The sequence below is a fragment of the Alkalicoccobacillus plakortidis genome (assembly GCF_023703085.1).
Lineage (GTDB): Bacteria > Bacillota > Bacilli > Bacillales > Bacillaceae_D > Alkalicoccobacillus > Alkalicoccobacillus plakortidis.
This window is the reverse complement of the sequence record NZ_JAMQJY010000001.1, coordinates 1,310,579-1,323,822: the sequence shown is the minus strand read 5'-3', so window position 1 is coordinate 1,323,822 and position 13,244 is coordinate 1,310,579. Positions and strand designations below refer to the sequence as shown.

The 13,244-nt window shown below is 39.5% G+C and carries 14 protein-coding genes and 1 pseudogene; 10 read left to right on the top strand and 5 right to left on the bottom strand.

All coding sequences use genetic code 11. The features are described from left to right. Positions 1 to 21: 21 nt before the first annotated feature. Positions 22 to 1,126 (bottom strand): annotated as a pseudogene (locus tag NDM98_RS07135) (M24 family metallopeptidase). Between the two features lie 129 nt (positions 1,127 to 1,255). Between NDM98_RS07135 and NDM98_RS07130 the strand changes: the two are divergent. The 3 genes from NDM98_RS07130 (at position 1,256) to NDM98_RS07120 (ending at position 3,652) form a co-directional block, all read left to right on the top strand. Continuing rightward, entirely contained in the window at positions 1,256 to 1,939 is a 684-nt protein-coding gene (locus NDM98_RS07130) for a metal-dependent hydrolase (RefSeq protein ID WP_251605776.1), read from the top strand. 78 nt (positions 1,940 to 2,017) lie between these two features. Beyond that, entirely contained in the window at positions 2,018 to 2,263 is a 246-nt protein-coding gene (locus NDM98_RS07125) for a hypothetical protein (protein WP_251605774.1), read from the top strand. Between the two features lie 84 nt (positions 2,264 to 2,347). Beyond that, complete coding sequence (locus NDM98_RS07120; RefSeq protein WP_251605772.1) at positions 2,348 to 3,652, top strand: DRTGG domain-containing protein; 1,305 nt, start codon at positions 2,348 to 2,350, stop codon at positions 3,650 to 3,652. 53 nt (positions 3,653 to 3,705) lie between these two features. Here the strand turns inward: NDM98_RS07120 and NDM98_RS07115 are convergent, their stop codons facing one another. Beyond that, on the bottom strand, positions 3,706 to 3,999 hold the full coding sequence (locus tag NDM98_RS07115) for a YtpI family protein (RefSeq protein ID WP_251605770.1): 294 nt from the start codon (positions 3,997 to 3,999) through the stop codon (positions 3,706 to 3,708). Positions 4,000 to 4,098: 99 nt separating this feature from the next. On the opposite strand from NDM98_RS07115, the gene NDM98_RS07110 reads away from it, so the two are divergent. After that, positions 4,099 to 5,031: a DHH family phosphoesterase gene (locus NDM98_RS07110; RefSeq protein WP_251605766.1), complete on the top strand. Its 933-nt coding sequence runs from the start codon at positions 4,099 to 4,101 to the stop codon at positions 5,029 to 5,031. Between the two features lie 42 nt (positions 5,032 to 5,073). Here NDM98_RS07110 and NDM98_RS07105 read toward each other — a convergent pair whose 3' ends face one another. From NDM98_RS07105 to NDM98_RS07095, 3 genes are all read right to left on the bottom strand, one after another. Continuing rightward, the gene (locus tag NDM98_RS07105) at positions 5,074 to 5,292 is read right to left on the bottom strand and encodes a YtzJ family protein (protein ID WP_251605763.1); all 219 of its coding nucleotides are present in this window, start codon (positions 5,290 to 5,292) and stop codon (positions 5,074 to 5,076) included. A gap of 87 nt (positions 5,293 to 5,379) precedes the next feature. Next, complete coding sequence (ytrI, locus tag NDM98_RS07100) at positions 5,380 to 5,886, bottom strand: sporulation membrane protein YtrI (protein ID WP_251605761.1); 507 nt, start codon at positions 5,884 to 5,886, stop codon at positions 5,380 to 5,382. After that, complete coding sequence (locus NDM98_RS07095) at positions 5,886 to 6,218, bottom strand: YtrH family sporulation protein (protein ID WP_285803894.1); 333 nt, start codon at positions 6,216 to 6,218, stop codon at positions 5,886 to 5,888. Before NDM98_RS07095 ends, ytrI begins: the two co-directional genes overlap by 1 nt. 100 nt (positions 6,219 to 6,318) lie before the next feature. Between NDM98_RS07095 and NDM98_RS07090 the strand changes: the two genes are divergently transcribed. The 6 genes from NDM98_RS07090 (at position 6,319) to accA (ending at position 13,173) form a co-directional block, all read left to right on the top strand. Beyond that, positions 6,319 to 6,615, top strand: coding sequence for a PHP domain-containing protein (locus NDM98_RS07090; protein ID WP_251605757.1), 297 nt, complete (start codon positions 6,319 to 6,321; stop codon positions 6,613 to 6,615). A gap of 14 nt (positions 6,616 to 6,629) precedes the next feature. Beyond that, on the top strand, positions 6,630 to 9,035 hold the full coding sequence (locus NDM98_RS07085) for a DNA polymerase III subunit alpha (protein ID WP_251609008.1): 2,406 nt from the start codon (positions 6,630 to 6,632) through the stop codon (positions 9,033 to 9,035). 7 nt (positions 9,036 to 9,042) lie between these two features. Then, on the top strand, positions 9,043 to 9,639 hold the full coding sequence (locus tag NDM98_RS07080; protein ID WP_251605753.1) for an OB-fold nucleic acid binding domain-containing protein: 597 nt from the start codon (positions 9,043 to 9,045) through the stop codon (positions 9,637 to 9,639). Positions 9,640 to 9,819: 180 nt separating this feature from the next. Further along, the gene (gene ystJ / locus NDM98_RS07075) at positions 9,820 to 11,055 is read left to right on the top strand and encodes an NADP-dependent malic enzyme (protein ID WP_251605749.1); all 1,236 of its coding nucleotides are present in this window, start codon (positions 9,820 to 9,822) and stop codon (positions 11,053 to 11,055) included. A 285-nt stretch (positions 11,056 to 11,340) separates the two neighbouring features. Further along, positions 11,341 to 12,189 (top strand): acetyl-CoA carboxylase, carboxyltransferase subunit beta, encoded by an 849-nt coding sequence (gene accD / locus NDM98_RS07070; protein WP_251605746.1) that lies wholly within the window; start codon positions 11,341 to 11,343, stop codon positions 12,187 to 12,189. Between the two features lie 21 nt (positions 12,190 to 12,210). Beyond that, positions 12,211 to 13,173, top strand: a complete 963-nt coding sequence (gene accA, locus NDM98_RS07065; RefSeq protein ID WP_251605743.1) for an acetyl-CoA carboxylase carboxyl transferase subunit alpha — start codon at positions 12,211 to 12,213, stop codon at positions 13,171 to 13,173. The last annotated feature ends 71 nt before the right edge of the window (positions 13,174 to 13,244 follow it).

Below are 13,244 nucleotides of genomic sequence, written 5' to 3'. Positions count from 1 at the left end.
CAAGGTGGACGCTCCTTTTTATTATGCTTTAATAATCTGTAGTTCTTTCGGATAGTTTGTTAAAAGCTCATGTCCATCTTCTGTAATAAGAATATCGTCTTCAATCCGTACGCCACCTTTGTTAGGCAAATAGATACCTGGTTCAATGGTGAAGGTCATGCCAGCTTGAAGTTTGTCTTGATTGGTTTCGTTGATAGATGGAAGTTCGTGAACGTCGGTTCCAAGTCCATGACCTAGACGGTGCGGGAACCATTCGCCATATCCTGCTTCTGTAATGATAGAGCGTGCTTTGCGATCGAGTGCACCTAATTCTGTACCTGGTTTACATAGGGATACAGCTGCTAGTTGAGCCTCTAAGACTGTATTGTATACAGTGCGGAGCTCTTCAGAGATGTCACCAAAGGCAACGGTACGCGTAATATCTGAGCAATACCCATCAAGTACAACTCCAAGGTCAAATAGTACTAGATCTCCGTGTGTAATGGTTTTATTGCCTGGTTTCCCGTGTGGATCGGCTGAATTCCCGCCGCTAATCACGGTCGTTTGGAAAGCCATTTCGGTAATGCCTTTGCGAGTAAGCTCGTATTCAATGGTTGCGAGGATATCAATCTCTTTACGACCCTCTGCAATTGCTTCAACGCCAATTTGTACACCCAGATCAGCGAGTTGAGCTGCTTTTCGCAATACAGAAATCTCTTTTTCTGTTTTAATTGATCTTAGTTTCATTAAGGCGGGCTCAGCATCAAGAAGCTGTTTTGGGCCAAAGAGGTGTTGCAGTTGTTCCGCGCGTTCAAGGGCAATAATACGTTTCTCAACCCAAACGGAATCTCCTTTAAATGTGTAGCGTGATAATGTATCTTGAAGAATTGTCCAAGGATTGTCTGTGTCGCTATATGTAAGGATTTCACCGGTCCAAGCAAGCTTTTTGAACTAAAGATTTCTCCATGCCTGGCACAATTAAAAAGGGAGCTTCATCGGGTAACACAATAAGTGCTACAATTCGTTCATGAGGATCTGTACGAAAACCTGTAAGGTAAAATACATTTTCTTTACCCTGGATAAAAGCAGCTGCTATTTGTTGTTCTTTTAAAGAGTCTTGAAACGTTTCTAATCGTGATGTAGACATGATAGACCTCCTTGTTTGTTTGTTCTACTTTATCATAATGAGATAATACGTGTACAAATCAATGGTTTTAATAAATTAAAAATCGGTTACATACTAAAGTATAGAAGTTGAATATAGGAGCTGAGAATAATGAATGTTAGTTATCATGGTCACTCTGTTGTAAAGATAGAGACAAATGGCACCACTATTTTAATTGATCCATTTATTACAGGAAACGAAAAATCAGACTTAAAAGCAGATGAACAAAAAGTTGATGTGATTCTGCTTACACATGGTCATGGCGACCATGTTGGCGATACTGTCGAGCTTGCGAAGAAAAATGATGCCCTGGTGATTGCGACATTTGAGCTTGCTAATTATCTTGGCTGGCAAGGTGTAAAAACTCAGCCAATGCATATTGGTGGAGCGCATGAGTTTGAATTTGGAAAAGTAAAATTAACTCAGGCATTTCACGGTTCGTCGGTCATTGATGAGGAATCGCAACAGATTATTTATACGGGCATGCCTGCAGGGATACTTTTTACTGCGGAAGGAAAAACGATTTATCACGCAGGTGACACGGCATTATTTGGCGATATGAAAATCATAGGCGAACGTAACAACATTGATTTAGCCTTTTTGCCAATTGGTGATACTTTAACAATGGGACCAGAGGATGCAATTGCGGCAGCTGAATGGCTACAAGCTGAAAGGGTAGTGCCTATACATTACAATACCTTCCCTGGAATTGAGCAAAATCCTGAAGACTTTGTTGCGAAGCTTCCAAGTGGAGTAGGTCACGTCATGCAAGTTGGCGATGCGATTACATTATAATTAAGTAAGAAGACCAGTGATGTTGCTGGTCTTTTTTTGTACAAGCCTGCATACCCTATATAAAGGGGAGTGACGGCTATGAAGCAACGTTTTTTCATTTGTTTATTGTTAGCGGGAGTGCTGTTTTCATATGGAGTTCAATATTTGCCGCTTGGTGAGGGCGGTGTAACTGGTTGGTTTGCATTGTGCTGGATTGCCTTTGCTGCCTTAGTTTTACTTAGTAATCTCTTAGCCTGGGTCCGAACACATTCAAAGCGTCAAGTCGTGAAGCAATCTAGAAGGCAGCCGGTCATGATTCAAAGAAAGACAGCTGAATACGAATGAACTTGAAGCCCTATTCTTTCAGACGTATAATGAAGATAGTATAAATTTTGACTATCAGCTGGAAGAATGAGGGCGTGAGACTTTATGGCTACGAAGCACGAGCAAATACTTGATTATATAACACGCTTGCATGTGGGTGAAAAAATTTCTGTCCGCAGAATCGCCAAAGCCCTATCTCTAAGTGAGGGAACGGCATATAGAGCAATTAAAGAAGCTGAGAATCAAGGGCTTGTCAGTACCATTGAACGAGTCGGGACTATTCGCATTGAGAAAAAGAAAAAAGAAAATATTGAGAAACTAACCTACGCAGAAATTGTCAATATTGTTGAGGGCCAAGTATTAGGCGGTAGGCAAGGATTGCATAAGACATTAAATCGTTTTGTTATTGGGGCTATGACAAAAGATGCAATGATGAGATATGTGACCGCAGGGAATTTATTAATTGTTGGGAATCGGTATGATTCACATACACTAGCTTTAGAAGCTGGCTCTGCTGTTCTCATTACTGGAGGGTTTGATACAAATCCTAATACTGTGAGGTTGGCAGATGAGCTTGATTTGCCTATTATCTCAACGAGTTATGATACATTTACAGTTGCGGCAATGATCAACAGGGCTATTTATGATCAATTGATTAAAAAAGAAATTGTGCTTGTGGATGATATCTTGATTCCGCTTGAAGAGACTTTTTTATTATATACAGATGATGCAGTTAATCGTTGGCATGAGCTTAATGAGCAAACAGGGCACAGTCGCTATCCAGTTGTAGACAAGCTTTCAAAAGTAAAAGGCATGATTGCAGCTAAGGACGTTGTGGATGTTTCTAAACAGGTGTCGATTGATAAAGTGATGACGTCTGATCCAATTACAGTTAGTGAAAGAACGTCTGTTGCCTCAGCGGCTCACGTTATGGTGTGGGAAGGTATTGAATTGTTACCTGTAGTTGATAGCCATAACCATTTAACTGGCGTAGTGAGTCGTCAGGATGTATTAAAGGCTCTTCAAATGATCCAACGTCAACCTCAGGTTGGAGAAACAATAGAAGATATAGTTGTAAGCCGAATGGAGCAGGTTCCAGGAGCGGAGGGGCAATATCAGTGTGGTATTTCTCCGCAAATGAGTAATCATCTTGGAACAGTTTCGTATGGTGTAATGACAACCTTGGTAACAGAAGCAGGAAGTCGGATTTTACGATCAAGATCGAAGGGGGATCTAGTCGTAGAGAACATGACGTTATATTTTCTCAAACCCGTTCAAATTGATAGCATAGTTACTGTTATTCCTAAGGTGTTGGAGCTTGGAAGAAAACATGCAAAAATAGATGTGGAACTTTATGACGAAGAGCGAATTGTTGGAAAAGCACTTGTCATGGCTCAATTAATGGATTAAACAGTAAAAAGACCCATAAGCCATTATTCAGGCTTATGGGTCCACCCCTTTTTTTATGATTTAGAAGGTTCAGCTTGTGCGATATAATGCTTATACGCCTTAAATCCATAGATTGTATTAGCCAAAGCAAAGATCATTAATACGCTACCTATAACCATATCAATAACCCCTCGAGGTTGTACAAGTAGGTTTAAGCTAAAGACAAGTAGAAACAAACCAAGAAATAGTCTAGAGCGTGTTTCATAGATTTTTTTAATTAAAGAATCTGGTTTTCTCCATGCTTGGATTCGATTATAGAGAAAAAAGACTGCAGTAAAAACAATTAGGATAATGAGCAATTTATCCATGTATAAGCCTCCTTGATATACATATCTTATCTGCATTGTAGCGTGACTATAAAAAAATAGCTAGATCAATACTAAACGAGTACATAAAAGGAGTCATTTATGAAACAAGCTATACTAGAAAAAATTTCGAAATACAATACGATTATTATTCACAGACATGTACGACCGGATCCAGATGCGTTAGGTTCACAGCTAGGCCTAGCCGCTATTCTAAAAGAAGCATACCAAAATAAAAACATCTATACAGTAGGCGAATCCGAGCCTTCCTTGTTATTTTTAGGTGAGATGGACACGATTACAGATGAAGAATACAACGGAGCACTAGTCATTGTGTGTGATAGTGCAAATCAAGAAAGAATTAGTGATGACCGCTTTAGATTAGGAGCTGAGTTAATCAAAATTGATCACCATCCGAATGAAGAGCCTTATGGTGATGTGGTATGGGTAGATGTGAGTGCTAGCTCAACTAGTGAAATGATTGTTGAACTAGTTGAGGGATCTAGAGAGCTTAGTCTTTCTAAAAGCTCTGCATTGCTTTTATACGCTGGTATTGTAGGAGACACGGGACGGTTTAGATATCCTAATACAAAACCTGAAACCCTGAGAAGAACGGCACTACTTTTAGAACAAGATATAGAAGTAAACGATTTTTATGCGGAGCTTTATAAAAGAGATCTTCGAATGACACGATTGGAAGGGTACGTATTGCAGCACTTTGAAATTCATCATGGTTGTGTAGGTGTGATGAAATTAAGGAGTGATGTGCTGGAAACATTTGATGTGACTTCCAATGAATCTTCACAGCTTGTCAATACATTCTCTTCAGTTGAAGGATTAATGGTTTGGGTCTTTTTTGTAGAAGAAGCGGATCGAATTCGTGTTAGACTTCGCTCGCGTGGTCCCATTATTAATGGAATTGCACAAGAACATCAAGGCGGGGGTCATACATTAGCTTCTGGTGCGACTGCTTATTCGTGGGAAGAAACAGATGAGATCATATCTAAGCTAATAAAGGTTTGTGAGTCGGAATAAATATGAAAAGAGGCCTTCAACTGAAGCCCTCTCTGTACTCTCTTATTCACTTTTCTCTGTCTGTGTTTTCGGTATAAACCAGGCACCTAAATCCGTGTTATCTTCGTCAAAAAGTACACCATCTTCTTTTGCGAGCTTGCGTAAAAGGTCAGCAACTTCTTGTGTTTCGGTAAAGGCACTTTGACCTGCTTTAAGTTTCGCAAGTTTTTTTCGTGCCATATCCTTACGATTGATGACCATATCTTTTCCAGTCATGTCCATATTGGATGGCCTCCTTACCTTGTGTCTATTCTCTAGTATAAAGGAAAAGTAGGCTAAATCCAGTCTTTTGATAAAAATTCAGATAAATTACGTACTGTCTAATTGAATTTCTGCGTATAAATGAAGGGTTGTAAAGAGATAAACTTCATTAATTTTTACTTGATATCGTTTATCTTCAACCGTGAAGATTTTATTTTCAATGGTGCGTATGAGCAACTCTTTTGTGTGGTGAACGGATTCAATATCTTTGCGTTCCAGATAAGCAAGTTCAGATAAGATGTTTTGTCGAATTTCATAAATTGTTAGCTGATCAAGATCTAATCGCGATTCAGAAGTGAAATGAACTTCGATTTGTTGAATGGTTAGCTTCTTTTGATTATCTTCATTTTGACTTTTTTGTTCACTAATAAGTTGATCAATTCTTTCTTGTAAGGTTTCGATTTTCAGATCCTGCTGTATGCGTGTGACAATCATTCCGTCATAGATTTGTCCATACTGAAATAAGAAAAACACCCACCCAAGGATACTGCCAAGCATTATTCCAGCAAAAAAACGCAACCAGCCTGGGCGCGAAACATTAGATGGAACCCTCATTATGAAAGTGGGTCTCCCACAATCCACTGTATTAAAATGGTTCCTGTATGAGCGCCACATAATGCGGCAAAAACCATCAATAAGGTTCGGTAAATGTCATCATGTATACCGCTGAATAGGCCTCTTTCCAATGTAGTGATGGCATCAAAGGTTCCTCCTAAAGCAGCGACAATTGCCCAAATCTTTAAGCTGCCTGCTAAATTATGAATAGCTAGTAGTGGGGGTTTTCCTAGGATAAAGGCACCGATGCCACCTATTAATGCACCGCCAATGATGACGCCAAATGCTACAAAAAAATCAATGACTAAGGTTGCAAGCATTTCTCTGGTCAATACAGCCGCCTCCTTTTAAGGTCGTCCTTATATGTATGAACCGAGCTGTACAAAGTATGCCTACTTATCTAAACATCTAAAAATAGAAAGGAGAATCAACATGAGTGTTGTTCAGACCTCTGTCTATAGTGAATACAGTTTATTACGATCATCCAACCGGATTGATGAGCTCGTACAAACAGCTAAAAATCTTGGCTATGAGGCGTTGGCTCTGACAGATTATCATGTGATGTACGGTTCGATCCCTTTCTATCAAGCTTGCTTGAAACATGGTATAAAACCAATAATAGGCTTAGAAATAACCGTAATAGAACAAACAAAAAATGGACATGAGGAACTTTTTCCTCTACGATTGCTGGCAAAATCGAATGCGGGATACAAAGAGCTGCTGAGCTAGCAACATTGCTTGGGATGAAGGATGACAAACAGAAGTATCTTTCAAAACAAGAATGGTTAGACGCTAAGGTTGATGAATGTACAGTGATTGTCCCGTATAAGCAAGTGTTTATTTATCGATGGTTGCAGGCAAGTCAACCACAACAGGTTGCATTATGGTTGGACAGTTGGAAAAATGGGAATCATTCTTGGTATTTAGAACTTCAGATAGACGAGGATATAGACTTTCAGCATCAACTATCTTCGTTTGCCAGTGACCAAAATATTCAATTAATTGCGTCCAAGCCGATTCGTTATTTGAGTGACAAAGACCAATATACCTATAAATTATTACGAGCTATCGATTTGGATAACAGTCCAGAAGATATAGATGACACGAAGTATGAGCTACCATCTGCTCGAGAGATGGAATCTCTTTTTCATGCGTTTCCAAAAGCAATTAAAGCGAGTGAATCATTAGCTGCTTCAACTAATGTAGATCTTGATCTGGCTATTCGATTGCCGAAATTCCCATTAACTGATCAGACTGCAACCACCTATCTAAGAACTCTTTGTGAGCAAGGCTTAAAAAGTCGATATCAGGTTGAATCAAAAGAAGTAAAAGAGCGATTAGAGTATGAGCTGACAGTCATTGAGCAAATGGGCTTTAGTGATTATTTTCTCATCGTGTGGGACTTTATGAAGTATGCAAGAAATAAAGGGATTTTGGCTGGACCAGGTAGGGGCTCTGCAGCAGGTTCGCTTGTTGCTTATTGTTTGTTTATTACTCATGTCGATCCTATCAGATATAACCTTGTATTTGAACGCTTCTTAAACCCTGAACGAATCACTCTGCCTGATATTGATATAGATTTTCCGGATCACAGGCGTGATGAAGTGATTGAATACGTGCAAGGAAAATATGGAGCCACGCACGTTGCACAAATTCTAACGTTTGGTACATTTGCCGCAAGAGCTGCGATTCGTGCTACAGCAAAAGCTCTTGGCACTGAACCAGGCTTATTAGAACGAGTGGTTAAAGAGGTGCCATCAACGCCAAAAATGACGATTACAAAAGCCATTGAACAAAGTAAAACGTTTTATCAATTGATTGAGGATCATAGTGAGGTAGCTGCGTTAACGAGAGCTGCAAAAGCGATTGAAGGATTACCGAGGCATACATCAACGCATGCCGCAGGACTTATTATTAGTGCTGAACCTTTAACTGAGCGTGTGGCCCTGCAGCAAGGTCGAGACCGAATTGCCTTGACTCAGGCTTCAATGGAAGTCGTTGAGCAGGTTGGATTGTTGAAATTTGATTTTTTGGGTTTGCGAAATTTAACGCTGTTGGAAACGATTTTGACAAGTGTACGTAAACAAGAACAAAAGCTGATCGAACTAAATGAGCTTCCGTTAGATGACAAACCAACCTTTAAGCTGCTTGCTAGTGGAGATACTACGGGAGTTTTTCAGCTTGAGTCTGATGGAATGCGAAATGTACTCACTCAATTAGGTCCTACAGAATTTGAAGATATTGTGGCTGTTAATGCCCTGTATCGTCCAGGTCCTATGGAATATATTCCAACCTACATTGAAGGCAAACAACATAAGCGACCTATTGAATACTTGCATGATGATGTAGAATCCATACTAAGTCCAACCTATGGTGTGCTTGTATACCAGGAGCAAATTATGCAGTTAGCATCTAAGCTAGCAGGCTATTCAATGGCTGAAGCAGATCTATTAAGGAGAGCAATCAGTAAAAAGAATGAAGAATCTCTTCATGAACAAAAAAGAGACTTTGTTCATCGTTCCATTCAGCTTGGATATGAAGAGCGGATTGCTGAGCATGCTTATGGATTAATTGAACGATTCGCTAATTATGGTTTTAATAGAAGCCATGCTGTTGCTTATAGCCTATTAAGTTATCAGCTTGCCTTTCTTAAAACGCATTATTCTTCCGCATTTTATACTGCACTTCTATCTTCTGTATGGCATAATCAAGAGAAGCTTTCTTTCTATTTGATAGAAGCCAAGCAGCATGAACAAGTCATTCAACCGCCGTCGATTAGCAAAAGCCAGCAGTTGTTTACATATGACATAAATGGGATTCGATTTGGCTTGCTTTCTATTGAGCATGTAGGGGTGAAGGCTGTCCAAGAAATCATTCGAGAACGTACTCAAAAGCCGTTTGCTCATTTATTTGATTTTTGTACACGACTAAGCCCGCAGCTTGTTCCAAAACGAACGGTAGAAAGTTTAATTAAGGCGGGCGTTTTTGATGAGTGGCAGTTGGAACGTTCTGTATTATTACGATCGCTAGATGAGGCGTTTGAATACGGACAAAGTGTTCGTGAATTTCAAGCTGAGACAGAGGGGCTTTTTACTCTTAATCCGCCTGCACCAAGCTTATTTAGAAGCAGAGTCGTTACTTCCCACTGAGAAATTAATGTATGAAAAACAAGCACTTGGTTTTTACCTATCTGGCCATCCTGTTGAGGAATATTCAAATGTTCTCGATAGGTATAATCGAATGACAATTGATGAGGCGTTTCATCAAAAAGGAAAAATTCGTATTGCTAGTATGGTAGAAGACGTCCGGAGAATTACGACAAAAAAAGGAGATCCTATGGCTTTTCTGAAAGTAGGAGATGAGAGTGGACAATGTGAAGCGACCGTTTTTCCTCGTGTGTGGAAGGAGAGCGGCCATTTTCTAAAGCCTAATCAGCTCGTTTTTTTAGAAGGAAAAATGGATGACAGTCGTGAAAAAGTACAGTTTCTTATTGACCGTGCCCTACCTTTAGACAAGCTTCAAGCTCGAACTCGTAAAAAAATACTATTTATTCGAACGTCTTCGGAGTCAGATCACCTTAACCAGGTAGAGTCTTTGCTATTACAATCAGAAGGAAGTACAGACGTTGTTTTTTATTTTTATGATACAAATGAGAGACGGAATATGCCGGTTGATTATAGGGTAGATCTATCTGACCACATTCTGAGTGAATTAAAAACAATTTTAGGAGAAGAGAATGTCGTTCTAAAATAATGTTTGTTTGCGCTGTAACCATCATAGAAGACTTTTTAAACTTAAAAAATCGTGATTTTTCTGAACTTAGAAGCCAATACACTTGGCTCAACCTCTAGTTTTGTTTATAATTAGTGTGTTTGTTAGAGGACAGGCCAAATGTAGGTCAAGTATATATATATCATAAGGAGAGTGGATATTTTGCCAACGACAAGAGAGGAAGCCCTACACATTCACAGATTGAACAAAGGGAAACTAGAATCGAAAGCGAAAGTTCCAGTCAGAAATGCCAGAGATCTTAGCCTAGCTTATTCTCCTGGTGTTGCCGAACCGTGTAAGGAAATTTTTGAAGATGTAGAGAATGTTTATGAATATACAATGAAGGGCAACATGGTTGCAGTTGTGAGTAATGGGACAGCTGTATTAGGACTTGGAAACATTGGACCAGAAGCTTCTTTACCAGTAATGGAAGGTAAAGCTGTTTTATTCAAATCATTTGCCGGAGTCGATGCATTTCCGATCTGCTTACGTACAAACAACGTCGAAGAGATTATCCAAACGGTTAAATTACTTGAACCAACATTTGGTGGGGTTAACTTAGAGGATATAGCTGCACCAGATTGTTTTGAAATTGAAGAGCGTCTAAAAAAAGAAACAAATATTCCAATTTTCCACGATGACCAACATGGTACAGCAATTGTTACACTTGCTGGTTTAATTAACGCATTAAAATTAAGTGGCAAAAAGCTATCTGAAATTAAAGTTGTAGCCAATGGAGCAGGAGCTGCTGGTATTGCGATTATTAAATTGATGCTTAGTCTTGGTGTGCGTGAAATTGTAATGTGTGATACAAAAGGCGCTATTTTTGAAGGTAGAAGCTATGGTATGAACCCAATTAAAGATGCAGTAGCCAAACAAACGAATTCTAAGCGTTTAGAAGGTTCACTTGCTGATGTGATTAAAGGGGCAGATGTCTTTATTGGAGTATCAGCAGAAGGCGCTGTAACAAAAGAAATGGTTGAGAGCATGAATGATGACCCGATCATCTTTGCAATGGCGAACCCAGTTCCAGAAATTATGCCAGAAGACGCTAAAGCAGCAGGAGCTTCAGTAATTGGAACAGGTCGTTCTGACTTCCCTAACCAAGTAAATAACGTACTGGCTTTCCCTGGAATCTTCCGTGGAGCGCTTGATGTTCGTGCTACACATATTAATGAAGAGATGAAAGTTGCAGCCGTATATGCGATCGCAAACTTAATTGACGAATCAGAGCTTACAACTGATTATGTAATCCCTGCACCGTTTGATGCTCGTGTAGCACCAGCTGTTGCAGCAGCAGTAGCTAAAACAGCTATGGAAACTGGAGTTGCACGTATTAAAGTTGACCCAGAAGAAGTAGCTCAACGCACAAGAGAGATGACGTTAATCAAAGATTAAAACGATTCTCAATTATACATACAACAAGCCGGAGGATAATCGCCGGCTTGTTGTATGTTATAATAGTTTTTTCAGCAGGAATGCTTGGACTAATCAGCGAATATAATGAATTTATAACACTTTTTTTTACGTTTGATTGAATTTCATTCCTGGTTCTTATATATTATCCATAGTCAATACACGTGTATCACGATTTTTGGGATCTCAATTGAGATACCCGCTACTACTTGTTCAGCAATCGATTATCTTAGTAGAGATTCAATTCGATGCTAGTGAGGTGCAGACATGCTTAAGGATTTATTTTCAAAGAAAAAACGCTATGCCACGATTCCGTCAGAACGAGCCAAACAGGAAGTGCCTGAAGGTCTCATGACAAAGTGTCAAAACTGCGGAACGATTTTGTACACCAAGGATTTCAAGAAAAATCTTCAGGTGTGCCCGTCTTGTGGACATCATCATCGGATGTCTGCTTATGAACGAATTGAAAGCTTGTTGGATGAGAATTCTTTTACTGAATATGATAAAGATCTCATTGGCAAAAACCCGCTTAATTTTCCTGGTTATGAAGAAAAACTAATTGCTGATCGGAAAAAAACAAAACTTAACGAAGCGGTTGTAACGGGTGAGGGTACAATGAACAGTTATCCCGTGGTTATCGCTATTATGGATTCTCGTTTTCGAATGGGAAGTATGGGAACGGTAGTAGGAGAAAAAATAACTCGAGCTATTGAGCAGGCAATCGAGTTAAAGCGGCCGTTATTGTTGTTTACTGCCTCAGGTGGAGCACGTATGCAGGAGGGAGTATTAAGTCTGATGCAGATGGCGAAAACAAGTTCTGCTCTTCAGATGCTGAATCGTTCTGGAGGATTATATATATCCATCATGACTCATCCAACAACTGGAGGAGTATCAGCTAGTTTTGCTTCACTTGGTGATTATAATTTTGCTGAGCCTGGTGCACTGATTGGGTTTGCCGGAAGAAGAATTATTGAACAAACAACAAGACAAGAACTTCCAGAAGACTTCCAGACGGCGGAGTTTTTACTGAAACATGGTCAGCTAGATCGAGTCATTCCAAGGCATGAAATGAAAGATACGCTGACTAAAATTCTAGATATGCATACGCCGTCCTAGAGAAGGGAGTCATCTATACAAATGGGAAATGAAATGGTTTTTGAGAAGCCTATTAGTGAATTAAAAGAGAAGATAGAGGAATTACAAACGTTTGCTTATGAAAAGGACATTGATCTGTCTGCTGAAATTCAACGCATGGAAGATCGTCTTCATGAACTCGAAAAAGAGATCTACGGAAATCTTAAGCCTTGGGAACGAGTTCAAATAGCCCGTAACAACAAAAGACCAACCACACTGGACTATATTGGATACCTATTTGAAGATTTTATCGAACTTCATGGGGATCGTTTATTTAGTGATGATGAAGCAATTGTTGGTGGGATTGCAAAGTTTAATGGGCAACCCATTACAGTAATTGGCCATCAGCGAGGAAAAGATACAAAAGAAAATATTCGTCGTAATTTTGGATCTCCTCGACCAGAAGGTTATCGTAAAGCTTTACGGTTAATGAAGCAAGCAGATAAATTCAAACGTCCAATTATTTGTTTTATTGATACTAAAGGGGCAGATCCAGGTAAAGAATCTGAAGAACGTGGTCAGAGTGAAGCCATTGCACGAAACCTACTCGAAATGGCAGGACTTTCAGTGCCTGTAATCTCCATTGTTATTGGAGAAGGCGGGAGTGGTGGTGCACTAGCCTTAGGTGTAGCTGATCAGATTCATATGCTAGAGAATTCGACGTACTCGGTTATTTCTCCAGAGGGTGCGGCTGCTTTGTTATGGAAAGATGCAACTCAAGCCCAAAGAGCGGCTGAAACAATGATGATTACTGCGCCAGACCTAAAGAAACTTGAAATTATCGATGAAATTATATTTGAACCAAAGGGTGGAGCGCATTTGGATGTGGAAACACAAGCGCACACGATTGGCAAAGTGATCGCTGAGTCTTTAGCTGTATTAAATAATCTTTCAGAAGAAGAATTACTTTTATCAAGAAATGAAAAATATAAGCAAATGGGCAGGAATTCAATTGAAGTTCTGTGAATAGATAGGAGAAGGAAGGGTTCTTACACATAAGAATTCTTCTTTTTTCGTTGAAAGTTTGTATTCTTTAC